Source organism: Desulfohalobium retbaense DSM 5692 (assembly GCF_000024325.1).
GTDB lineage: Bacteria > Desulfobacterota > Desulfovibrionia > Desulfovibrionales > Desulfohalobiaceae > Desulfohalobium > Desulfohalobium retbaense.
Window position 1 is genome coordinate 321949 of record NC_013223.1, and the last position, 23977, is coordinate 345925.

General features: G+C 59.5%; 22 protein-coding genes. 15 read left to right on the forward strand and 7 right to left on the reverse strand.

Going from position 1 to position 23977, the window contains the following annotated elements:
- Positions 1–156: 156 nt before the first annotated feature.
- The 5 genes from DRET_RS01295 to serB form a co-directional block, all read right to left on the reverse strand.
- Positions 157–2004 (reverse strand): UbiD family decarboxylase, encoded by a 1848-nt coding sequence (locus DRET_RS01295; protein ID WP_015750721.1) that lies wholly within the window; start codon positions 2002–2004, stop codon positions 157–159.
- 60 nt (positions 2005–2064) lie between these two features.
- The gene (locus DRET_RS01300) at positions 2065–2463 is read right to left on the reverse strand and encodes an FxsA family protein (protein ID WP_015750722.1); all 399 of its coding nucleotides are present in this window, start codon (positions 2461–2463) and stop codon (positions 2065–2067) included.
- A 165-nt stretch (positions 2464–2628) separates the two neighbouring features.
- Positions 2629–2904, reverse strand: coding sequence for a DUF493 domain-containing protein (locus tag DRET_RS01305; protein ID WP_015750723.1), 276 nt, complete (start codon positions 2902–2904; stop codon positions 2629–2631).
- A gap of 109 nt (positions 2905–3013) precedes the next feature.
- Positions 3014–3583 carry a cysteine hydrolase family protein gene (locus DRET_RS01310; protein ID WP_015750724.1) on the reverse strand — a complete coding sequence of 190 codons (570 nt, stop codon included), beginning with the start codon at positions 3581–3583 and terminating at the stop codon, positions 3014–3016.
- A gap of 109 nt (positions 3584–3692) precedes the next feature.
- Positions 3693–4907, reverse strand: coding sequence for a phosphoserine phosphatase SerB (gene serB / locus DRET_RS01315; RefSeq protein ID WP_015750725.1), 1215 nt, complete (start codon positions 4905–4907; stop codon positions 3693–3695).
- A gap of 493 nt (positions 4908–5400) precedes the next feature.
- On the opposite strand from serB, the gene DRET_RS01320 reads away from it, so the two are divergent.
- From DRET_RS01320 to qrcD, 9 genes are all read left to right on the forward strand, one after another.
- A complete protein-coding gene (locus DRET_RS01320) occupies positions 5401–6354 on the forward strand; it encodes a hydrogenase small subunit (RefSeq protein ID WP_015750726.1) in 954 nt (317 codons plus the stop codon).
- A 67-nt stretch (positions 6355–6421) separates the two neighbouring features.
- Positions 6422–8122, forward strand: coding sequence for a nickel-dependent hydrogenase large subunit (locus tag DRET_RS01325; RefSeq protein ID WP_015750727.1), 1701 nt, complete (start codon positions 6422–6424; stop codon positions 8120–8122).
- Positions 8123–8483: 361 nt separating this feature from the next.
- Positions 8484–8981 (forward strand): HyaD/HybD family hydrogenase maturation endopeptidase, encoded by a 498-nt coding sequence (locus tag DRET_RS01335; protein ID WP_015750728.1) that lies wholly within the window; start codon positions 8484–8486, stop codon positions 8979–8981.
- Between the two features lie 15 nt (positions 8982–8996).
- On the forward strand, positions 8997–9233 hold the full coding sequence (locus DRET_RS01340; RefSeq protein ID WP_015750729.1) for a HypC/HybG/HupF family hydrogenase formation chaperone: 237 nt from the start codon (positions 8997–8999) through the stop codon (positions 9231–9233).
- 104 nt (positions 9234–9337) lie between these two features.
- Positions 9338–10759: a mannose-1-phosphate guanylyltransferase/mannose-6-phosphate isomerase gene (locus DRET_RS01345; protein WP_015750730.1), complete on the forward strand. Its 1422-nt coding sequence runs from the start codon at positions 9338–9340 to the stop codon at positions 10757–10759.
- 389 nt (positions 10760–11148) lie between these two features.
- Positions 11149–11685, forward strand: coding sequence for a menaquinone reductase multiheme cytochrome c subunit QrcA (gene qrcA, locus DRET_RS01350; RefSeq protein WP_015750731.1), 537 nt, complete (start codon positions 11149–11151; stop codon positions 11683–11685).
- 17 nt (positions 11686–11702) lie between these two features.
- A complete protein-coding gene (qrcB, locus tag DRET_RS01355) occupies positions 11703–13769 on the forward strand; it encodes a menaquinone reductase molybdopterin-binding-like subunit QrcB (RefSeq protein WP_015750732.1) in 2067 nt (688 codons plus the stop codon).
- Between the two features lie 12 nt (positions 13770–13781).
- Positions 13782–14558 carry a menaquinone reductase iron-sulfur cluster-binding subunit QrcC gene (gene qrcC / locus DRET_RS01360; protein ID WP_015750733.1) on the forward strand — a complete coding sequence of 259 codons (777 nt, stop codon included), beginning with the start codon at positions 13782–13784 and terminating at the stop codon, positions 14556–14558.
- Positions 14559–14561: 3 nt separating this feature from the next.
- Positions 14562–15791 carry a menaquinone reductase integral membrane subunit QrcD gene (gene qrcD / locus DRET_RS01365; RefSeq protein WP_015750734.1) on the forward strand — a complete coding sequence of 410 codons (1230 nt, stop codon included), beginning with the start codon at positions 14562–14564 and terminating at the stop codon, positions 15789–15791.
- 151 nt (positions 15792–15942) lie between these two features.
- Here the strand turns inward: qrcD and DRET_RS01370 are convergent, their stop codons facing one another.
- Together DRET_RS01370 and DRET_RS01375 are read right to left on the reverse strand one after the other, a co-directional pair.
- Positions 15943–16434, reverse strand: coding sequence for a permease (locus DRET_RS01370; RefSeq protein WP_015750735.1), 492 nt, complete (start codon positions 16432–16434; stop codon positions 15943–15945).
- Positions 16435–16444: 10 nt separating this feature from the next.
- A complete protein-coding gene (locus DRET_RS01375) occupies positions 16445–17005 on the reverse strand; it encodes a permease (protein WP_015750736.1) in 561 nt (186 codons plus the stop codon).
- A 276-nt stretch (positions 17006–17281) separates the two neighbouring features.
- Here DRET_RS01375 and DRET_RS01380 point away from each other — a divergent pair, with 276 nt between their 5' ends.
- The 6 genes from DRET_RS01380 (at position 17282) to DRET_RS01405 (ending at position 23928) form a co-directional block, all read left to right on the forward strand.
- On the forward strand, positions 17282–18502 hold the full coding sequence (locus DRET_RS01380) for an aminopeptidase (RefSeq protein ID WP_015750737.1): 1221 nt from the start codon (positions 17282–17284) through the stop codon (positions 18500–18502).
- Between the two features lie 128 nt (positions 18503–18630).
- The gene (locus DRET_RS01385; protein WP_148213989.1) at positions 18631–19575 is read left to right on the forward strand and encodes a DMT family transporter; all 945 of its coding nucleotides are present in this window, start codon (positions 18631–18633) and stop codon (positions 19573–19575) included.
- Positions 19576–19629: 54 nt separating this feature from the next.
- Positions 19630–20277 carry a molybdenum cofactor guanylyltransferase gene (mobA, locus tag DRET_RS01390; RefSeq protein ID WP_015750739.1) on the forward strand — a complete coding sequence of 216 codons (648 nt, stop codon included), beginning with the start codon at positions 19630–19632 and terminating at the stop codon, positions 20275–20277.
- A 128-nt stretch (positions 20278–20405) separates the two neighbouring features.
- Positions 20406–21290, forward strand: a complete 885-nt coding sequence (locus DRET_RS01395; protein WP_015750740.1) for a formate dehydrogenase accessory protein FdhE — start codon at positions 20406–20408, stop codon at positions 21288–21290.
- A gap of 105 nt (positions 21291–21395) precedes the next feature.
- Positions 21396–22580, forward strand: a complete 1185-nt coding sequence (locus DRET_RS01400) for a DegT/DnrJ/EryC1/StrS family aminotransferase (protein ID WP_015750741.1) — start codon at positions 21396–21398, stop codon at positions 22578–22580.
- 295 nt (positions 22581–22875) lie between these two features.
- Complete coding sequence (locus tag DRET_RS01405) at positions 22876–23928, forward strand: glycosyltransferase family 9 protein (protein WP_015750743.1); 1053 nt, start codon at positions 22876–22878, stop codon at positions 23926–23928.
- Positions 23929–23977 lie beyond the last annotated feature (49 nt).

The following is a 23977-nucleotide window of genomic DNA, read 5'->3' on the forward strand; positions in this document are numbered from 1 at the left end:
TCGTTTTTCCAAATCGGGGGCACCGTTTCGGCAAGGCCGCCCAACGCTTTGGGGCCCAAACTCCGATGGGCCTGCCCAGCAAGGATTTTTTGAGCGCTCTTGAGTGCCACCGGCTGAGCGGGTCTGATACCTCGGCGGCAAGGTTCCCTGTGATCCTTAGAACAGCCCGTGCAACGGACCTCCAGGCGCCGCCAACTCGTCAACACGCTTTTCCACCTCCGGGTCAGGCTCCAAGGGCGGGGCGTGGTAGGATTTGAGCCGGGCGTCGATGACCAGCGCCCCGGTGCATCCCCAATGCTTGGATTGGACAAAGGCCCCGAGACCGTAGCTGTCGGTCGCCGGATCGGAGCGGGTAAACGTCTGCCACAGGAAATCGTCCCATGAGTTCGCCGCCTCCTCGCTGGCATCAACAACAACCACAAGTTGGAAGCCGCTCCAGTCGGCAGGACTTTCTTCCAGATGGCGGCAGAGCTGGTCAAGTGCCGGATCTTGCGTGTCCCTGGGCAAGGTGTGCCGGGGGGCGGACAATACGGCGATGCCCGGGGCAAAGCAGCGGGGGGCGCTGAATCCCTCGGGCAAAGAGACGTCAGTCGGGAGTTCGCTGTCCAGGCGGTTGGTGTCCGGGCCCGCTGCGGCGATGATCCCTTTGGACCCCTGATTGAGACTGATCCCGGAGTAGTCGAGGGTATCCATTGTTGTTCGGGTGATGAGGTGCAGATCGCGCCGCCAGTCGACTCGGCCAAGGATATGCCGGAAAAAGGCTGGAATATCCTTGGTGCTGAGCCGGGAGTCGTCTTCGCGGGCCCCGATGAAAAGATATTTCGACAATGAGGTCTGGGTCGACCCTAATAAAGACAGAGCGTTGGTCAAAAGTTCCTGGGGCTGGCGCTCGCTGGCGAAGGGGACATAGCGCTCGCTCCCGATGGCCAGCAATAAGGGATGGACGCCAGCGGCATCCACCGCGTGGACCTCGTGAACACCCTGAAAAACGCTCCCTACCAGAGGTTCGGTGAGTTCGTGGATAAACGTCCCGAAAACCGTGTCTTCCTGTGGCGGGCGCCCGACCGTGGTAAAGGGCCAGATGGCCCCGTTGCGATGGTAGACCGCATCGACCTTGAGCACGGGAAAGTCGTGGGTCAGGCTGTAGTACCCGAGGTGGTCTCCGAACGGCCCTTCGGGTTTCAGGGCCCCCGGCGGGACATGACCACATATGCAGAAATCGGCCTCAGCGAGCAAAGGCAAGGGATGGTGTTCGCTTTGGACCAGCGTGGGGCGGTGGCCTCCGAGCAGGCCGGCGAAAAAGAGTTCCGGGAGATTCTCGGGCAGCGGCATGACCGCGGCCAGCGTCATGGCTGGAGGCCCGCCGACAAAAATATTCACCGGCAGGGATTCTCCTTTTTCCAGGGCCTCGGTGTGGTGCGGCCCGATTCCCCGGTGGATCTGGTAATGCAGCCCGACTTCGGTGTCGGGGACGAAATGGTTGCCGCTGAGCTGGACCCGGTACATGCCGAGATTGGTGTGTTGCCAGTCAGCGCGGCGGGGCGAGCGGCTCAGGACCTGAGGCAGGGTGACATATCCACCGCCGTCTTCCGGCCAGGAGACAAGCTGGGGCAGATTGGAAATTGTTGTTGTGTTCGCCAGCACCGGGCCGCTGCGGCGCAGCATGGGGCGCGTGTGCCACAGGGCGCGGGGCAGGGAGCCGAGCCGCCATGGCCGGCGAAGCGTTTCGGCGGGATCGACCTTGAGTTGGACCAGGGTCTCGACGCGCTTGAGGGTGTCGCGAAAAAGGAAACGGGTTCTGGACAGGGTCCCGAAGAGATTGCCGAGCATGGGAAAACCGCTGCCTTTGACCCGGGTGAACAGCAGAGCTGGGCCTCCAGCCTGAAAGGCGCGGCGCTGGATGACTCCCATCTCCAGGCGCGGATCGATTTCTGTGTCGATGCGCCTGAGTTGCCCGGCGGCTTCAAGATCGTGCACGCAGTCGTGCAGATTGGTATAGCCCATGAGGTCCCCGTCTCTGTGGTCTGCCAACCGTCCCGGCGATCCGGCAACGGCGGTGCCGGTCTAATGATGGTAGTAGGTGATGTGGACGCGGTCCTGGCGGATCCAGTCTTCAAATTTGCGGCGCAACCACGCCTTGAAGCGTCCCCGGGTCGGCGGAAACAACAAAAGCAGGCCGAAGATATCGGTCAGCAATCCCGGGGTCAGCAAAACCAGACCGGCGCCGAAAATGATCATCGCGTCGACCATCTCTTCCGCGGGCATAACCCCTTGGGCGAGATTGGTCCGGATGCGCATCATGGTCTGGAATCCCTGAAGGCGGGCCAGCCAGGCCCCGGCAAAGCCGGTGAGTATGACCAGCAGGATTGTGTTCAGGGCCCCGACCACACTTCCGATCTTGACCAGGATGTAGAGTTCGATGACCGGAATCAGGGTAAAGGCCAGAAAAAGACGAAGGAGCATGGGGGTCTCGTTTGGTTTGGCTCTTGGTTTGACGATTTGGCCTTGGGTGCCAGGGCTGAAGTTTCCACAAGGCCTGTACAAACTCGCTCAAAGGCTTTGGGGTCCGGGGGCGATTCCGCACGCCGGAACCGTCAGCGACAGACTCGCCTTGCGTCCCGGAGAGGGTTACAGACTGATGATCCCTTCTATTCCTGCGGCAGCCTGATAGATGGAGATGACCTCTTCGCTGCAGGTCGCCCGGGTCTGCGCTGTCACACTGATATAGTTGCCCTTGCGGGAAGGCCGGGTGGTGACTGTGTCCCGGGCCTCAAATAAATCACAGACCGCCTGGACCTGGTTTTTGGGGACGATGAACTTGAAGGTGTAGGTGTCCGGCCAGTCGTGGATGGCATCGAGCTTGGCCTGAAAATCGCTGAAACGGTCGTCGTTGTGTGGTTCCATAGGCTGTATCATTGCAGCGCCAGGGCGCTGTCTTGGTTTGTCTGGAAAACGCTGGTGCGGTTTCTGGCCCCGTTTGTGCCAGAAATGTCCACACCATCAGGTTCGCCTGTCAGGCACCAGCCAACTGGCTCAGATAGTCGGCCGCGTTCAGGCAGCGGGTTCCGATATTGGCCATATCGAACCGATTGGCCTCGGCAATGGCCTCTGTTTGTGCCGAGGTGCCATCGGCAATAAGCGTCACCCGGTAATCCAGGGCGATGGCATCGAAGACCGAGCACCGAACGCAGACCGGGAGTTGGGTGCCGCAGACCGCAAGCTCACGGATATGCAGCCGCCGCAAAAGCAGGTCGAGTTCCGTATGCATGAACGCACTGAACCGTTTTTTGGTCACCACGTATTCATTGGGCCGGGGAGCGAGCTCGGAGACAATGCGCGCGCCGGGCGTCCCGGGAACAACCGCATGGTGTCCCTTGCGAAAGGCCTGCTCCCGGGGCCATTCGACATCCACGCCGTCAGCGCGATAGGAACGCACCACGTGGAAGATCGGCAGGGCCCGCTGGCGGAAACCGTCCAGGACCTCCCGGATGCGGGGTACGGTGTCCTTCGCTCCCTGAATGCAGAGGCTGCCGTGGGGCAGGACAAAGTCTTCCTGCATATCGATGATGATCAGGGCGGGCATAGGGTGTACGCGTAGCTCCAGTTGCTTTGTCGTGGTGTCGGGTGCTGTTGAACGAACTGGGGCACAAGCAATTTTACAACAGTCAGGTACCGGGAGTCGCTGTCGCGAATCAGGTGGCTTCCCGGTCCCGCAGACCGATAAAATACAGGATGCTGTCCAGGCCCAGGTTGGAGATCGCATGTTGCGCACCGGCACGGACCTTTGGCTTGGCGTGGAAGGCGATGCCCAGGCCGGCCATTTCCAGCATGGGCAGATCATTGGCCCCGTCCCCGACAGCGATGACCTGTTCGAGGCTGATGTGTTCCCGGTTCGCAATTTCCCGCAGGCGTCTGGCCTTGTGCTCGCCGTCGACCACCGGGCCACTGAGCCCCCCGGTGAGCCGACCATCGTGGATTTCCAGCTCGTTGGCGCAGAGATAGTCGATACCGAATTGGGTCTGGAGCTGGTTGCCGAAATAGGTGAAGCCACCGGACAGGATGGCGATCTTGTACCCCAGTCGCTTGAGGTTAACAATCAGACGGCTGGCCCCCTCTGTCAAGGGCAAACGGTGGCTTACCGCCTCCAAGGCTGCTTCCGGTAGGCCAGCCAAAAGGGCGACCCGCTGGCGGAGGCTCTGTTCAAAGTCGATTTCCCCGCGCATGGCCCGTTCCGTGATCCGGGCCACCTCCTCTCCTGCTCCCGCTTCCTTGGCCAGCTCGTCGATGACCTCGGCCTGAATGAGCGTGGAATCCATATCAAAGGCGACGAGCCGCCGGTTGCGGCGGTAGGCGTTGTCTTCCTGCAGTCCGATATCCACCTCGAGATCCTTGGACATCTCCAAAAAGGCGGCGCGCATGGCTGTTTTGTCGTGCGGGGTGCCGCGGACCGAGAATTCAACACAGGCGGTTTCCGGACTGTGCCGTATCGTCTCCAGAGACAAGCGGCCTGAGAGGCGGGTGATGAAATCGATATTGAGCCCGTTGGCAAAGACAATCTGGGTCAGGCGCGCGATATGTTCTGCCGTGAGCTGCCGCCCGAGCAGGGTGATGATATGGCGCTGTTTGCCCTGGGCCTGGACCCAATGTTCGTACTGCTCGGCGCTGATGGGCTGGAATTCGAGCTGCACCCCCAGGGTGTGGGCTTGATAGAGCAAATCTTTGAGCAGCGGCGAGGATTCGGCTTCGGGCGGGACCTCAATGAGCAGTCCCAGGGACAGGGTCTCATGGAGCACAGCTTGGCTGATGTCCAACACCGGCGTCTTGTAGCGTGCCAGGACTTCCATCAGCGCAGCGGAGAGCCCGGGCCGATCGGGGCCGGAAATAGTGATCTGGATGATTTCGTGCATTGGCAAATGGTATCAGGCTTGTTCTGCGTGTTGTGGCGGTGGTGGTCGGTGGAGAAAAACAAAATTTTAGGTTTTTTTGGACGCAAGGGCAAGAAGAAGGCCCTGTCCTTTAAGCCCGAAAGGGATGAATGCGGTGGTGGAAAATGGAATTGTACCAGGGGCGCAGAAAGGTGATTGAATAGTCATTTTGTACTGATTGTGTGTTCATTTATACTGAATGAGTAATCATTCTCTTCTGCAGTGGAGCGAATAAGAGCTGATTGAGCATTCATTTTCTTCACGAATGAAATTGAATTGTAAACATATATTGACACCACAAGAAATTCGTGCTTTTTCAAAAGCGAACAAATTCAATTCGGTGCAGGATCATTCTGCGAAAAAGGGGGACTAGCAAAAGGGAAACTAGTGGAAAGACGCGGGTGGTGTGCCCTTCCCGGTCACAGTGACCGGATGCGGCGAACCTGCTGGGTCTCAAACGGTATGGAGGTACCTGATGAAATGTTTTGTTGGAATGGGGAAAGACGGAGTTGAGGAGCGGCTCGCCGAACGCGGTGTGTCGCGTCGTGATTTTATGAAATTTTGTGCCGGTGTGGCCGCCTTTATGGGGATGGAGGCGTCCATGGGCCCAAAAATCGCGCAGGCCTTGACTTCCAAAACACGTCCTTCCGTGGTCTGGCTGCACAACGCTGAATGCACAGGGTGTTCTGAGTCGGTGCTGCGGACCGTGTCCCCGTACATAGACGAGTTGCTCCTGGATACCATCTCCTTGGATTACCATGAAACCTTGATGCAGGCCTCTGGTGAGGCGGCTGAAGAAGCCCTGCACCACGCGGTCAAGAATCCCAATGGGTATATCTGCGTCATCGAAGGGGGGATCCCGACCAAGGACGGCGGTGTCTACGGCAAGGTCGCCGGACGGACCATGCTCGATATGTCCAGCGATATCGCCCCCAAGGCCAAGGCTGTCATCGCCATCGGCAATTGCGCCTGCTTTGGCGGTGTCCAGGCCGCCAAGCCCAACCCCACCGAAGCCAAGGGTGTCAAAGCGGCCCTGGGCCATCTTGGGGTCAATCCGGTCAACGTCTCCGGCTGTCCGCCCAATCCCTACAACTTCGTGGGCACTGTGGTCCATTATCTGACCAAAGGGGTGCCGGAGCTCGACGACAACAACCGTCCGATGCTCTTTTACGGGGAAACCGTGCACGACAATTGCCCGCGCCTGGGCCATTTCAATATGGGCGAGTTCGCGCCCTCCTTTGATTCGGAAGAGGCCAAGAAGGGGTGGTGTCTGTACGAGTTGGGCTGCAAAGGGCCGTATACGTTCAATAACTGCCCGAAAGTCCTGTTCAACCAAACAAATTGGCCTGTTGATGCCGGTCACCCCTGCATCGGGTGCAGCGAACCCGGTTTCTGGGATGGCATGTCGCCGTTCTATGAATACTTCTAGGATTGGCCTCAGGCATCAACGCCATTTTGCGCATTAGGAAAGCACTGTTTCAAGGAGGTACGTATATATGGCCGGTTGCAAAGCCCAAAAGGCACCCGCGGTGCCGGTGACCCCGCAGAGCAGCTATTCAGGTCCCATTGTCATTGACCCGGTGACCCGCATCGAGGGCCACCTCCGCGTGGAGGTCGAGGTCGACAACGGGAAAGTCAGCAATGTCTGGTCCAGCTCCCAGTTGTTCCGTGGCTTGGAAACCATCCTCAAGGGGCGCGATCCCCGGGATGCCCAGCACTTTACTCAACGTTCCTGCGGTGTGTGCACCTATGTCCACGCCCTGGCCTCCACCCGTTGCGTCGACAACGCCGTGGGCGTCAAAATCCCTGAAAATGCCCATCTGGTCCGCAATCTGGTGCTGTCCGCCCAGTATCTGCACGACCATATCGTCCACTTTTATCATCTGCACGCCCTGGACTGGGTCGATGTCACCAGCGCTTTGAAGGCCGATCCGGCCAAGGCCGCGAAGATCGCCAACAACATCTCTCCGCGGGTGACCAAGGCCGAAGATCTCAAGGCGGTGCAACAGAAATTGCAGAGCTTTGTCGACAGCGGCCAGCTCGGCATCTTCACCAACGCCTACTTTCTCGGCGGGCACGAAGCCTACTATCTGCCCCCGGAAGTCAACCTCATCGCCACCGCCCACTATCTGGAAGCCTTGCGGTTGCAGGTCAAGGCAGCCCGGGCCATGGCGGTCTTCGGCGCCAAGAACCCGCACACCCAGTTCACCGTGGTCGGCGGAGTGACCTGCTACAACAGCCTGACCCCGGAACGGATCAGCGAATTCAAGTCGTTGTACGAAGAAACCCGCAAGTTCGTCGAAGAATGCTATATCCCGGACCTGCTGGCCGTGGCCGGCTACTACAAGGACTGGGGCAGCATTGGCGGCTGCACCAATTTCCTGAGTTTCGGCGAGTTCGGCAACGATGACTACAGCATGGCCGACAACTACATCCCGCAGGGCGTGATCATGAATCGCAACCTCGGGCAGGTAACGGATTTCGATCCCAATGCCATCGCCGAACACGTCAAGCACAGCTGGTACAAAGACGGCCCGGCTAAGCACCCCTACGAGGGCGTGACCGAGCCGCAATACACCAGCCTGGAAGACAAGGATCGCTATTCCTGGATGAAGGCCCCGCGCTATCAGGGCGAAGCCATGGAAGTCGGTCCTCTGGCCCATGTCCTGGTCGCCTATGCCCGCGGTCACAAGGACACCGTCGAAGCCGTTGACTATGTCTGCGGCCAACTCGGCGTGGGTAAGGAAGCCCTGTTTTCGACCCTGGGCCGCACAGCCGCCCGTGGTATCGAGACCCTGGTCACCGCCCGGAAAATGGAGACCTGGATCAATCAATTGGCCGAAAATGTCTCCTCGGGCAACAACGATCTCTACACCCCGTGGGAAATGCCCAACGAGGCGGAAGGTGTCGGGTTTGTCAATGCTCCCCGCGGCGGTCTGAGCCACTGGGTCCGGATCAAGAACAAAAAGATCGAGAACTTCCAGCTGGTGGTGCCCTCGACCTGGAACCTTGGCCCCCGGTGCGGCGCGAACAAGCTCGGTCCGGTGGAAGAGGCCCTCATGGGCACGCCGGTGGTCGATCCTGAGCGGCCGGTGGAAATCCTGCGGACCGTTCACGCCTTCGACCCCTGCATTGCCTGCGGTGTCCACGTTATCGACTCCAAGACCAACAAGGTGCACAAGTTCCGCGTCTTGTAAGGTGCTTGCGATACACGACAAAAAAACGGGAATCCGGGCCGTGCGGTCCGGGTTCCCGTTTTTTGCGCCGAAAATGGGGCAAAGCGGGGCAATCAGGGCTGCAATGGCACGGGCCAGGCCCGCTGTTTGCTGGTTCAAAGGGGTTACCGCCGGCGACAGCAATGCGTATGGTCCGGTTCAGCTGAAACGGGCAAGGCTAAGGTTCCGGTTGTCCTTGCTTTCTGCCCCTGGGACCAGATATGACCTTCATAGCGCCACGCAATCGGGGAACCTTGTTTGCAAGCAGGAGCACGAGCGGCGCCGAAACGCGTTCCTGCAAACGCAGTGACGCATAACAAACCGGGAATGGTGAACAACAGCTATGAGCATCGAGACACAGCGGATCCTGGTTCTTGGGGTCGGCAATATTTTGTTTACGGACGAGGGTATCGGAGTCCGGGCCATCGAGGAAATGCAGTCCGGATATCAGTTTTCCGAGAACGTGACCCTTATGGACGGCGGGACGCTGGGGACGCGACTCATGGACTACATTATGGAAAGCGACTACCTCATTGTTGTCGACGCCGTGCTGGGCGACAGCGACCCAGGCTCGGTCTACCGTTTGACCGGAGAGGACCTGCGCCAGAGTCTGGCCTTCAAGAATTCCATGCACCAGACCGACCTGGTGGACACCCTGGTCTATTGTGATCTGGCCGGGCATTGTCCTGAAGCGGTGGTCATCGGTATGGAACCAGCCGATTATGAAACGATGGCAGTGGGCCTTTCAGAGCCCGCCCAGGCGGCATTGCCGCATATGATGCAGCGGGTGGCCGAGGAGATCCGGAAGGCCGGAGCGACCGCTGAACCCGTGAGCCAATAAGCCAAGGAGAGGGATATGTGTTTGGCAGTGCCGGTCCGCATTGAATCCATTGAGAATGAGATGGCTGTGTGTAGCGTGGGGGAAAGCGGCACAACGCTCAAGGCATCGCTGATGCTTTTGGAGGAGGAACCGCAGATAGGCGATTATGTCATCGTCCACGCCGGATTCGCGTTGCGCATCCTGGATCCCCAGGAAGCCCAGGAGAGCTTGCAGATTCTGCGAGAAATGGCCCAGGTGGGACAGGTCGTCTAGTCCCGGGCAGGCCTTGCCCCGGAACCATTCGGGTCGGCTGAGGCGCGCTTTGGCGGCCCGGATTGACCCGGTTCAATACCATGTATTTTTTGTTCGGATACCCCATGGATACCCCTTCGCCTGATTCCATATCCGCTTTTGCCGATTGCCGGGCCCTTATTCTTGCCGGCGGATCCGGGACGCGACTGTGGCCGCTTTCCAGGACCCTCCTGCCCAAGCAACTGCTTCCCCTCAACGGTGGCGAGTCCTTGCTCCAGCAGACTGTCCGGCGCACCCTCGGGGTCCTGCCCCCGGAGCATGTCTGGGTGGTCACCAACGAAGAGCATGTCTTTGAAGTCCGCAATCAATTGCGGACCCTGGATCCCCTTCTGGATCGCCAGGTCCTCAGCGAACCCCAGGGACGCAATACCCTGCCTGCGATTTTGCTGGGGCTGGAGCCCATCGTGCGGGACACCCCGGGGGCGATTGTCGGGGTCTTTCCCTCGGATCATATGATCGGAGATCAGGACGGCTGGGAGGCCGCGTTCGGACGAGCCCAGGGACTGGCCCGGGACGGTTGGTTCGTCACGTTTGGCATCGAACCGAATACCCCGGAAACCGGCTACGGCTATATCGCCCGGGACCGTGCCCTTTCGGACGGGTGTTATGCGGTGGATCGATTTGTGGAAAAACCGGACGTGGCTACGGCCCGGGAATTCGTGGACAGCGGCCGCTATTATTGGAATAGCGGCATGTTCGTTTTCGGTGTCCAGCCGTTTCTCGAAGCGGTCCAGGAATACCAGCCCACGCTATGGCAGTGGTGGACAGGGCGCGATGAGCGTTCGCTGACTGCTGGGTACGCGTCCCTGCCGGATGTTTCCGTGGATTACGGCATCATGGAGAAGGTCGGAAATCAGGCCGTGGTCCAGGCCGATTTTGACTGGGACGATCTCGGCAGTTGGGAGGCCCTGTACCGCCTCGGCGAGCAGGACAGTTCCGGGTGCGTCGTCCAGGGGGATGTCTCCGCGCTGGATTGCCGGGACAGTATGCTCTACTCCCAGGGCGGCAAGCTGGCGGCCATCGGCCTGGAGGACATGATCGTGGTTCAGACCCGGGACGCCACCCTGGTCTGCTCCATGGACGCGGTCCAAAAGGTCAAAAATGTGGTCCAGGATCTCAAGGCGGAAGGCAGTTCCCTGGTTGAAGCCCACGTGACCGTCTACCGGCCATGGGGCAGCTATACGGTGCTTGAGGAAAGTCCGTTCTACAAAATCAAGCGGATCACGGTGAATCCGGGGGCGACACTCAGTCTGCAGATGCACCACCACCGCAGCGAGCACTGGGTGGTGGTCTCGGGCACGGCCGAGGTCCATGTCGGTGGAGAGGACAAGCTGTTGACGGAAAATCAATCCGTGGACATCCCCAAGACAGCAGTCCACCGCTTGGCCAATCCAGGCAAGGTCCCGGTGGAAATCATTGAAATCCAAAACGGGCCCTATCTGGAAGAAGACGACATCGTGCGCCTGGAGGATGTCTACGGCCGGTAACGGGTCATGGGAGCAAGGAGTGGGCTGGACTCGGTCAACTCTTGCGGCCCGCTTCGCAGCGTGCCCCGGCAGCGGGAAACGCGTGTGGACGCCATTGCCAAAGCGGTTTTTGGGCAGAAATTTCCCGAAACACGAAAAGCCTCTTAAAAAGGGAGGATATTGTGGCTCAAAGGTTCAGCCCTTGAGGGGCAAGGGCTGAGAAGGTCACAGGCTATCGTGAAATTTTTCATGAGATCTTGACACACTGGAACTCCGTTGCATAGGCTACCACAAATTTTTTGGGCGGCCTCGTGAAATTGTGCACAGGGTCAAAGGGGGTGGCCGCTGGGCAGGCGGGCCCGCCCTTTATGGGTGTTCTAACGATGTATCAGGGGAATGGAGGAGACGACATGGCAAAGAGGAAGAGAGGAGGCGCTCTCCCGTTTTTACTTGGATTGGCGGCCGCGCTGATCTTCGGCTGGTGGGGCTTCCCCCAGATTCTTTACAGTCAGAAGGACCAGCCGTTTCGGTTCAGTCACGAGGTGCATGAAATGCAAGGCATGGCCTGCAGCGACTGCCACTATTACCGGGAAGATGGTTCATTCGCCGGCTTGCCGAGCTTGAGCGATTGCACCCAATGCCACTTTGACGTCATGACCGGCGATCCAGCGGAAAAGACGTTTATCGAAGAGTACGTCTATCCCGAGAAAGAGATCGACTGGAAGGTTTACCAGAAGCAGCCGGACAACGTTTACTTCTCGCACATCGCGCACGACGACTATGATTGCAGCCGTTGCCATCCGGACATGGCCGGGCGCGATGACATGCCGACCTACAAGGAAAATCGTATCACGGGATACAGCAAGGATACGATGAAGATGTGGCAGTGTGAACGGTGTCACGCCGAAAATGGTGCCAGCAACGCCTGTTACGTGTGTCATAAATAAGCAAGGGGTGCACTAAGATGGGACTGGATCGTAGAGGATTCCTGCAATTTGTCATCGGTGGCGCCGTAGGTACGCTGGCTACGCCCGTGCCGTGGAAGCTCATCGACGATAGTTCGATATGGACCCAGAATTGGCCTTGGATCCCCAAGCTCAAGTATGGGGCTGAAGGAACGGTCAAGACAACGGTCAAACTTGGCGGCCCGGAATACGGGATCGCTGTGAACACAGTGGACGGGCGGCCGGTAACCGCTCAGGGCGATCCGGACCATCCCTTGAGCCAGGGCGGGATCGATCCCCTGGCCGCCGGCTCGCTGCAGCTGCTTTACAGCCCGGCCCGGGTCAAAGGCCCGATGCACAAGGCCGAGGACGGCAGCTGGTCCGCGATCAGCTGGAAAGACGCGGAAGCGCTTTTGGCCGAAAAGCTCAAGGGGGCTGGTGACAAGGTGGCTGCGATCAGCGGCGACGAGACCAGCACGTCCAATGAAATCCTGGCCGGATTGCTCGCGGCAGTGGGATCGGACGAATTTTACTTCATGCCCAGCGACGGGCTGAGTACGCAGCGGACCTGGACCGGATTCATGAACGGCGAAGGCCGGGTTGGCTACGATATTGAAAACGCCGATTTCGTGCTCAGTCTTGGTGCCGACCTGATGGCCAATTGGGGCGCGGTGATCAAAAATCAGAAAGCGTTTGGTCAAGAAGATGCGTTCCTTTTTTATTGCGGACCGGCGCAGACGAAGACCGCATCCGTGGCCCAGGGCTGGATCCCGGTGGAATCCAAGGCCATGGGCCATTTGGCATTGGGGCTGGCCTATTATTGCATCCAGGCCGGCGCCACGTTTAAAGGCGAAGGGTTTAACGCCTTCAAGGCCTTTGTCGAACGGGAATATCTGCCGGCCAAGGCAGAGTTCAAAAGCGGCGTCGGGCGCAATGTCCTGGCCTTGTTGGCTGAGAAGATGCTCGCTGCCAAGCGGCCTCTGGCCGTGCCAGGCACCATGGCTGGCGAAGGCGCTGGGAGCTTCGAATTGATGGCCGGCATGGCCCTCAATCTCCTCCTTGGCAATCTGAATGCCAAGGGCGGCATGCAGGCCGTGCCTGAAGCGCCACAAGTGATTCCCGGAGCGCCCAAAATGGCCGCTTTGCGGCGCAAGGATGTGGTGAGCACCCTGCAGGACCTGGCCAAGGGGCGCGGTGCTGTCCCCGATGTCCTGCTGGTGCATGAAGCCAATCCGGCCTACGGCCTGCCGCAGGCTGAAGAAGGGCGCAAGGCGCTGGAGAAAATTCCTTTTGTCGTTTCCTTTTCGCCCTTTATGGACGAGACCGCGGCCATGGCGGATCTCATTTTGCCCGCGCCGCTGTACCTGGAGCGCCAAGACGACAGTTACAGTCCGTTTGGCGCCACAGAGGGACTGTACAGTCTGTGCACGCCGGTGGTCGAACCCCAGGCCGATGTCAAACCAGCCGGGGACGTCGTCCTCGCCGCAGCGGCTGCCCTGGATATCGACCTTGGCGCCGGCTCCTATGAAGAGGCGCTCAAGGCCAAGGCCAAGGCCCTGGGAGCCAAATGGCGCTCCCTGACCCGCGGAGAGGCATGGCGGTCGACTAAGCGCAGCAGTCAGCCAGCGCTGCGTATCTGGCACGAACTGCTTCCGGCTTCAGCAGACCAGGAGAGCAATTCCAACGGGAATTTCCCCCTGGCATTGGCCGCGCAAGACGATTTGCGGGCCGGAACCGCGTCGAGCGGGGCGGCTCCTCTGGCGTTGAAAACGCTGCGGGCCGACGAATTGGACGGCAATGGCATGTACGTCCGTCTCAATGGCGAGACCGCACGACGGTACAAGCTTGCTGACGGCGATGCCGTGGAAATTACTGGCGCCTATGGCTCGATCCGAGCCCAGGTGAAAATCTTCGAGGGAGTTATGCCGAAAACCGTCGCCGTGCCCCAGGGGCTGGGCCATACCGCCTGGGACGCCTTCAACAAGGGCAAAGGCGATAATGTGTTCAAGGTATTTACGGTGCGCCGGGAACCGGTGACGGGGCTGGCCACGTGGAATGATTCCCGAGTCGGCATCGCCAAAATATAAGAGGACTGCGTCATGTCACGAGATGTACACCACCATTTTGAAGTCAGATGGGGCATGGTCATAGATATTGACAAGTGCACCGGATGCGGTGCCTGTATGGTTGCCTGCGAGGCCGAGAATAATATTCCACCCTCCAAGGACTCCTTCGACCGGCTGCGGACCCTGCACTGGCTCATTGTATACGAACTGTCCAACGGCAAATCCTATCCGAACCACGATACCGCCTATCTGCCGCGGCCGTGCATGCAATGCGGCAACCCGTCGTGTTCCACGGTCTGCCCGGTCATTGCCACGACCAAGGACGAAGAAGGCGGCATCGTCAGTCAGATCTACCCCCGGTGTATCGGCTGCCGGTACTGCATGGCGGCCTGTCCTTACCACTCCCGGGTCTTCAACTGGTATGATCCGGTCTGGCCCGAGGGCATGGAAAAGACCCTGACCCAGAATGTCTCGGTTCGACCGCGCGGGGTGGTCGAAAAATGCACCTTTTGCCACCACCGTTTTGCGGCGGCCAAGGACAAGGCCCGGGCTGAGGGGCGCGATCCCCTGCATCTCAAGGAAGGGGACTACAAACCGGCTTGCCTGGAGGCTTGCCCGACCGGGGCGATCACTTTCGGCGACCTGAACAATCCCGAACATGAAGTCTCCAAATTGGCCCACAGCAAACACGCCTTCCGGCTTTTGGAGCGTTTGGGCACTGAACCGCAAGTGTACTACCTCAGTCGGCGGGAATGGGTCCGTCGCCAGGGAGACAATTACCTGGAAAACGAAAAGGAGAGGGGGGAGTAGGCAATGCGTGACGCGAAATTCATCCCGGAAGGGGTCGAGCGGTGCTCCGGAGGCCGCTTCCTGATCTGGCTGGCGTTTCTCGGACTCTTCTTGGCCTGGGGCGCCTACGCCGCCTTTCAGATCCTGTGGAACGGCCTGGGGGTCACCGGTCTGGACAACTATTTCGGATTCGGACTCTGGATTACCTTTGATCTGGCCGTAATCGCTCTTGGCGCCGGCGCTTTTTTCAGCGGGTTCCTCAAGTATATCCTGCGTATCGATGAACTGGAAAACATTATCAATCTGGCGGTCATCGTCGGGTTCTTATGCTATTCCGGGGCGATGTGCATTCTGGCCCTGGATGTGGGGCAGCCGACCCGGGCCTGGTTCGGCTATTGGCACCCCAACGTGCACTCCATGCTCACAGAAGTGATCTTTTGCATCACCTGTTATCTGACGGTCCTGGTCATCGAGTTTATCCCGATTATTCTGGAGAACCGGCAGCTGGACAAAGTGCCTTTTCTGCACCATCTGGCCCACAACTTCCACATCCACATGCCCCTTTTCGCCGGGATCGGGACGTTTCTGTCCACCTTCCACCAGGGCTCTCTGGGCGGCATGTACGGTGTCTTGTTCGGCCGGCCGTTTGTTTTCCGTGACGGCTTTTTTATCTGGCCCTGGACCTTCTTCCTGTTCATCCTTTCGGCTGTTGCCTCGGGACCGGTGTTCACCATGCTCATCGCCACCCTGATGGAAAAGCTCGGGGGCAAGAAGCTGGTGTCTTTCAAGGTCAAGTCGTTGATGGGCAAGATCTCCGGGTTCATGCTGGTCATTTATCTGTTCTTCAAACTCCTGGACACCTGGGCCTGGGCTGCCGGCATCCTGCCGGGCATGGGGCTGACCTTCGACGAGATGTTCAATTCCGTGTACGGCAAATGGTTGCTGTGGGCCGAACTCGGTGTCTGCGGCGTCCTGCCGGCGGTCTTGCTGATCGTGCCTTCGTTGCGCAATCAGGCTTGGCTGCTGTATATCGCCGCGCTTTTGACCTGCACCGGCATTGTCATCAACCGTTTCGTGTTCACTGTGCAGGCCCTGGCCATCCCGGTCATGCCCTTTGACAATTGGTACACCTACATCCCCAATTGGACCGAGTGGGCGACTTCGATCATGATTCTGGCCTACGGGGCTGTGGTGGTCAGCTTGACCTACCGTTATCTGCCCATTTTCCCTCAGGAACGACAGCTCAATAGCTAGCTGCGTTTGGGCAAGGATACGTTTGCAAAGGCCGGCTCCAAAAGGAGTCGGCCTTTTTTAGTAACCTCCACAGCCACCGGAGAGGCGGGCTTGTGCCCGCCCGGGCAGAGACACGCTTTTTCTTCGTCTCGTGGTGTTCCCTTCGCCCGCCTCATCCGGCCCCGAAAATCGCTTGGGCAAGTAGCCCCGCCGCCACCGGGGTCAAAAAGACCGTGGCCAGACGGACGAGGGTAAATCGCGGCCCGACAAGGGTGATCTCGAACGGGAGTTGCCCTACACCGAGCATGGCCCAGCCGGTGATCAGGGCCACAATGGTCCCGATACCGGCTCCGGCCTGATAAATACCGGCTATAATAGGGAAGGAGACGTAAGGCCCTCCGGCAATCAGGGCTCCGGCTACCGTGCCGATGCAGATCCCGCGCAGCCCGGCTTCCTCGCCCAGCCAGGCACGAATGAGTTCCGGCGGCAGGGCGACCTGGATGAGCCCGGCCAGGGCAAAGGCGCAGACGAGCAAGGGGAGCAAGCCTTTCCCCATACGCCATCCTATCCGCAGCCCCCGGCGATGAGAGTCGTCGTGGCGGCGCCGGGCAAGGAGGTATAAAGCGAGCGCCATCAGGGCCAGGATGGCAAAAGCTACAGGCATATCGTGTCCTTCATGGGGATTGGGAGTCCGAGTCACCGGCGTGCTGCAGTTGCCTGATCCCGTCTCGGATGGCCGGGGTGCGTTTGGCGAAAAGCGCGTTGGCCAACACCCCGAGCAGGGGCGGAAAGACAAATGTCACTGCATACCGGATAAGCGTGATTTCCGGGTTGAGCAGGGCCATTTCCATGGGCAGGCGGCTCAAAGTCCACAGATTTTTCGCGGTCACGAAGGCAACGACCGTGCCGAGTTCAGCCCCAGCGAGCAAAAAGGTGGCGGCCAGGGGAAAATAGACGTACGGACCGCCCGGCACCAAAGCCCCGGCCAGAGCAGCGAGGAGGATGCCTTTGAGCCCGGATTCACGCCCCAGCCAGCGGGAGACCTGGTCCTGCGAAATCAAAACGGTGATGAGTCCGGCTACGGCAAAAGCGGCAATAAGCAGAGGCAGGACCTGGACGGCCATAGTGCCGCCGAGGACGAGGCCGTGCATGAGCAGAGGCCAGCCGCCGCGAGACAAGGCAAGCGCGGCAAACACGACAACGGCCACGGCCATGCCGAGAACGGTATTGCGCATAACAAAGACCTTGATCAGGTTTGGAGAGCAGTTCGTATGCGATACGTGCCGGAGTTTCCTTCCATGAGGCGCAGTGCGGCGACTGCAGCCTGGAATCCATATTGATCGACTTTTGATTGGGTGAAACGATTTGTCAAGCCGGCGGTGCCCCGCGCAACGAGGCAGCGGCCGCCCCTTGGCCTTTAGCGACTCATGCTGTAGGAAGACAAGGGTATGCCGACACGATATCCGGTCGTCCTTGCTCAAGGACCGGACCGGGGGATGAAAGGAGAATATATGCACTATTTGACCCAGGACCAATTGGAAAAATACGCTGATGTCCTGCTCTGGGGGCTGACCAAGGCCCGGGCCGGGGAGTACGCCGCCGGTGATGTTGTTTTGCTGCGCTATGATCTGGACGCGCGGCCTCTGGCCGACCTCCTTTTTCATAAATCGCTGGAACGCGGATGGCATCCGGTGCCCCGCATGGGGTTGTCGCCGCAGATGGAGAAATCTCTTTTTACGGTTGGCGGCGACCAGCAGCTGGAGTTTATTGCCCCGGGCGACAAAGAGTTCATGCGCCGCCTGAACGCCAACATCGCTTTGCTGGCCCCGGAATCCCTGACCCATCTCAAGGATGTGGATTCAAAACGGATCGGGAAGACAGCCATTGCCCGGAAACAATTGCGCGACATCCTTGACGAGCGGGAGGCCGAGGGCCAATTCGGTTGGACCCTGTGTCTGTTGCCCACAGAGGAGTTGGCCGCCAACGCTGGATTGTCCATTGAGGAATACACAGCGCAGATCATCAAAGCCTGTTATCTGGACAGTCCGGACCCGGTGGCCGAGTGGGAGCGGATTTACGAGCAGGCCGGACGGATCAAGTCCTGGTTGAACAGTCTGGACGTGGATTCATTTCATGTGCAGTCCGCGCATTGCGATCTGACAGTGACGCCGGGGCAGGACCGGCAGTGGGTTGGTATTTCCGGACACAATATCCCCAGCTTTGAACTCTTTCTCTCGCCGGATTGGCGCGGGACCCAAGGGATCTATTACGCCGATCAGCCCTCGTATCGGAGCGGCAACCTGGTTCAAGGGGTACGCCTGGAATTCAAGGACGGCGAGGTGGTCGACGTTCAGGCCGAGGAAGGGGAGGCCTTCACCAAGGACCAGCTGGACATGGACGTCGGAGCCAGACGCCTTGGCGAGTTTTCTCTGACCGACACCCGGTTCTCCAGAATCGACAAGTTCATGGCCCACACCTTGTTTGACGAAAATTTTGGAGGCCCCTACGGCAATTGCCATGTGGCCGTCGGGGCGTCGTACGCCGACACCTATGCCCTGGGCGCCGGGGCCCTGGACAAGGCGAAAAAAGAAGCCTTCGGATTCAATGATTCCGCGCTACACTGGGATCTGGTGAACACGGAGGACAAGCGGGTCACGGCCAGACTCAAAGACGGCTCGACTGTGCTCATCTATGAAAGTGGCCGCTTTGCCGGTCCCGAGGAGGCTTCCTGATCCAGGTTGTCTGACCGACCAGAGCAATGTCCAGGGAGGCACGGTGCTGTGCTGGCCGGCCTGTATTCCCGTTGCCCCGGCGCGGGACGTTTTTCATGTGCTCTCTTTCAAGGTGCGACGAATCGGCAATGAATACTCCCTTGGTGTATGTGAAACTCTTGGCCACGGTGAGCTTTTGGGGCGGCACCTTTGTGGCCGGCCGCGTTTTGTCCCAGGACCTGGGGCCGTTCGAGGCCGCCTTTCTGCGATTTTTGATCGCTTCTGTGTTCCTGGTCGGCCTGACCTTGCGTGTTGAAAAAGGTCTGCCCCGTTTGCCATGGCGGGATGTCTTCGTGGTCATGATCCTGGGGGCAACAGGCGTCTTTGCCTATAACGCGTGTTTTTTCGCGGGGCTGCAGACCGTACCCGCCGGTCGGGCCGCGTTGATCATCGCCAGCAATCCCGCCTGCATTGCCCTGGTCGGCGCCCTGGTCCTCAAACAGCGGTTGCGCGCTTTGCAGGCAGTTGGGGTGGGACTCTGCCTGGCCGGGGCCGCGGTAGTGATTTCCGATGGGGCGCCCTGGCAGCTGTGGCGCGGTGGAGTCGGTGTCGGCGAACTCTTTATCCTTGGTTGCGTGGCCAGTTGGGTGGCCTACTCTTTAGTGGGCAAGGTGGCCATGCACCGTTTGTCCCCGTTTGCGGCGGTAACCTACAGTTGCCTGGCTGGCACGCTCTTCCTGGCGATCCCGGCCAGCGGGGAAGGGCTCTGGGGGCATATCTGGCAATTTTCCGGACTGCAATGGGGCTGTTTGGCCTACCTGGGCATCTGCGGCACCGGCCTAGGATTCAGCTGGTACTATCAGGGCATCAAAGCCATCGGCCCGGCGCGGGCCAGCGTGTTCATCAATTTTGTGCCGGTGACGGCCATCCTGGCGGGGTTTGTCTTTTTGGATGAGACAATTGGGGCGAGCCTGATCGTGGGCGCCTTGTGTGTCGGGGTGGGAGTGTATCTCACGAACCGGTTTTCCATGGCCGAACACGAGCCAAAGGTGCAGGGGGCTGTTGCTAAGGGCCCCGCCGAAGAGCTGGCCTGAGTTCGGCCACAGGTCCCGGAAAAACGCCTGCGCGAAGCGGGACGAGGAGGGAGGATGGCAGATGCCGTGCCCCCTGTAGCGGGAGTGGTGTTGGCCGGGGGGAAGAGTTCTCGCCTTGGCCTGGATAAAGCGGAAGTCCAGTTTCGCGGGGTGAACCTGTTAGACCGCGCTGTGGCTGTGGTCCAGAATGTGGCCAGCGAGGTCTGGATCGCCGGGCGGTGTCCCCTGGGTTGGGTCGGGCCGTGGTTGCAGGATGAACAGCCGGGCCTTGGGCCGTTGGGAGGGATTCTGACCGCCTTGCGGGCTATCCGAAAGCCGCTTCTGGTCATTTCCTGTGACCTGCCGTTGTTGGGGCCGGCGACTTTGGACCAACTCCTGTCGACCCGCCGCGAGCAGCTGACCGATCAGGCGATGACCACGTTTTGGCAGAAGGAGACCGGCTTTATCGAGGCGCTCGTCGCCGTCTATGAGCCTGAAGCCGAACCGCTTCTTGAAGCCGCCCGGGCCAATGGAATTTATAAATTGAGCCGGGCCATTCCTTTTGAAAAACGGCTCCATATTCCCTATAGTCAGGTTGATGCCTTGCCATTTTTCAATGTCAATTATCCGGCGGATCTGGCGCTGCTCAGGTTTTACGAGCAACATGGCAAGGATGCCTTGCAGGAGTACCTCCGGGCAAAAGAGGAAGAGGAGACCTCCTGAAAAAGGCGGCGCGACAAGCGACAAGGGCCTTCGGCGCCATCGCAGCGTGTCTGGGATGGCGAGTCTGATGGCCTTTTGCTTTGGACATTGCACCGATTGAAATTCAAACGACGGCAAAAGGGGACGGTATGGCTTTCCAACTGGAACGTGAACAACGGCGACTGGAACGGAAAATAGAGGCGTTGCGCGGCAGAGAGGATCTGCCCGAGCCGGTGGTCGATTTGGTGGCTGCGTTGGCCCGCCTCCAGCTTGAGGCGATCAGCACGGCCGAGGCCGAGGTCCCGTCCAAGCAGGACATGGCTTCAGCAGAGATGGTCCTGCAAGGGGCGCCTCTGTGGCCGCGGGAATCGTTCGCCGTTGATTTGAAACAAAGCCGGGAACTGGCGGGAAAGGTGCTGGATCTTTTAGCCGAAACCGGAGAACGGAATGCCGATGCTGCGGCCACGCTGCGCCGCGCACTGGAAAGCGGGGAACTGGACTGGGCCGAGGCCGTGAATAAGCTCATCATGGCCGATGACAGTTTTTTTCAGACGTGGGCCGAACAGACGCCGGACGCCCCGGACGCCTTGCGTTTTGTGATCCAGGCCTCCATCACCCCCAGCCTCCAGGCTGTGGCTATGGGGGTTGATGAACAGCGGGAAAAAGGGACCTGGATCCACGGACATTGCCCTGTTTGCGGGTCCTTGCCCCTGATTGGCCATTTGGAAGGCAAAGAAGGGCAGCAGCATTTCACGTGCGCTTTTTGTCGCACCGCGTATCGCAGCAAGCGGCTCATGTGTCCCTTTTGCGGTGAACAGGACCACACCAAGTTGAGCTATTTCTATGCCGACGAGGAACCCGGCTTCCAGGTCCATGTTTGTGAGAGTTGCAAGATGTATTTCAAGGATGTCGATTTCAGAGAACTCGATCGGACCTCCGTGCCGGTCCTGGATGATCTGGAATCGCTGGTCATGGATATGTTGGCCCAGGAAAAGGGCTACGTGCGCCCCGTGCCGTCGGCCTGGGGATTTTAGTATTGCTGTAAATAAGCAATCAGGGAATTGCGGCAAAGCCCCTGTCTCGCCTTGTGCCGCAATTCCCTGATTCGTATATTTGAACATCAAGAGTTGGGTATAGAGATGGCTTCAGACGTTAAGCCCCCGGTCCGGCCCAAGGACCGTTTCCTCGTCTTTGGGGCGCCGCAGATCAAGCAGGCAGAGATCGATGAGGTCGTGGACAGTCTCAAAAGCGGTTGGCTGGGAACCGGTCCCAAGGTGGCCCGGTTTGAGCAAGCCTTGCGGGAATATGTCGGGGCCCCTTATGCCGCCGCGGTCAATTCGTGCACGGCGGCGCTGCATCTCGCCCTGATCGCCGCCGGCGTGGGGCCGGGTGACGAGGTGGTCACCACGCCGCTGACCTTCTGCGCGACAGTTAACGCCATCCTCCATGCCGGAGCGACCCCTGTCCTTGCGGACGTGGATCCGAAGACTATGAATATTGATCCGGTGCGCGTTGCTGGACGGATCACTCCCCGGACGAAGGCGCTTCTCCCTGTCCATTTTGCCGGTCGCCCCTGCGACATGGACAGCCTGGTGGACTTGGCCCGGCAACACAATCTGCAATTAATCGAAGACTGCGCCCATGCCATTGAAACCGAGTACCACGGGCAAAAGGCCGGAACCTTCGGCGACTTCGGTTGTTTCAGTTTTTATGTGACCAAGAATGTCGTCACCGGTGAAGGCGGAATGGTCACGGCCCGTGACGAGGAGGCCATCAAACGGATCAAGATGCTCGCCCTGCACGGCATGAGCGCCGATGCCTGGAAACGGTTCTCTGACGAGGGCTACAAGCATTATTTCGTTGCTGAGGCTGGTTTCAAATACAATATGATGGATATTCAGGCCGCTATCGGGATCCACCAACTGGACCGGGTAGAAGCCAACTGGCAACGCCGCTGCGCTATTTGGGACCGCTACGTGAAGGCCTTCGCCGATTTGCCCCTCACGTTGCCTACAGCACCCGAGCCGCAAACCCGCCATGCCAGGCATTTGTTTCCTCTCCTGATTGACACCGACCGGGCCGGCATCTCCCGGGATGGATTTCTCTCGGCCATGCATGCGCAGAATATCGGGACCGGGGTGCATTATCTCAGCCTCCCCGAGCACCCGTATTACCAGGAGCGTCTTGGGTGGACGCCCGAAGATTGGCCCAATGCCATGCGGATTGGGAGGCAGACCGTGAGTCTGCCCCTTTCGGCCCGGCTGAGCGACGCGGACGCGGACGATGTCATTCGGGCCGTTCGCCGTGTGCTCGATCGGGAATGATGCGTTCGGACCATCATTGTAGGGGCGCATGGCGTGCACCACACGCCCCTGCATGGAGGATTGTTTGAGCGCTGGCGAGAGCCGGTATCGGTTGGCCGCGGTTCGGGTTGATGCCTCTCAGGCCCCTGTTTCCCAGGGTTCTCTGTTCTGTATTTTCTTGATCCCGATCGGTATCTTTTAGGTGGCACTTGGCTTACGGGGCTGTGTTGAGGGGGCCTGATGCCTTTGGAGTTTTTCAATCCCCCAATTCTTCAATCCCTCAATTTCTCAATTTCTCAATCCCTCAATTTTCCTCATGCCCAAAAACACCCCTCTTGCCGATTTGCAACCTCGGCGCATCCTCGTCTGTCAGCTCAAGCAGATCGGCGACGTCATCCTGGCCACGCCGACGATTCAACTGCTCAAAAAACGGTGGCCGGAGGCGGAGATCCACGTCCTGACCGAGAGCAAATGCGCTCCGGTCCTGGAACACCATCCGGCTCTGCACACCATCTGGCCCATCGATAAAGCCGCTCTGCGCCCGTTCTGGAAGGCGCTGGCCTATTATCGGCGCGTGGCTGGGCAAGGCTTTGATCTGATCGTCGACCTCCAGCAATTGCCGCGGTGCAAATATGTCGTCGCCTTGTCCAAGGCTCCGGTCCGTTTGTCTTATCCCCCGCCGTGGTACAACCGCCCCTTGTACACCCATTGGGCCCAGCCCCAGCACGGCTACGCCGCGCGATTCAAGGCGAGCTTCCTGGCACCACTCGGGATCACCTGGAATGATGAGCGGCCCCGGATGGCCCTCACCAGGGAAGAGCGGTCCTGGGCCGAGCATTTTGTTCGGGACAAAGGGCTTAAGGCGGGTGAGCGGTTGATCGTGGCGGCGCCCTCGCACAAGGCCGCCAATCGGCGGTGGCCGGCAGCGAATTACGGCGAAGTTATCCGGTTGGCCGGGCAGGAGCGACCGGACTGGAAATGGCTGCTCGTTTACGGCCCCGGAGAGCGGGCCACAGCCGAGGCAGTTCGCGCTGCGGCCGACAACGCCCCGGTCCTGCTCCCGTTCGAGGATATCTTTGATCTGCGCCGGATCGCCGCCCTGGTGGACCGGGCTGACTTTTTCCTCGGCAATTGCTCGGCGCCGCGGCATATGGCTGTGGCGCTGGATACGCCGTCGTTGGCCGTCTTAGGCGCCTCGAGCACGGCCTGGACCTTTCCCTCGCCCGAACACGAGGATATCGCCTCGGGCCTGTCCTGCCAGCCGTGCAATGAAGAAGGGTGTCGTTTTGACGGGGTGCCATGCCTGCGGGATCTGACTGCGTTGACGGTCTGGCAGCGATTGAGCCAGCGTTTCGATCTCCTTTCTTGAGACCGTCCGAGCGCATTTTTGTAGAATTCAAAAACGACAGCATTCAGGG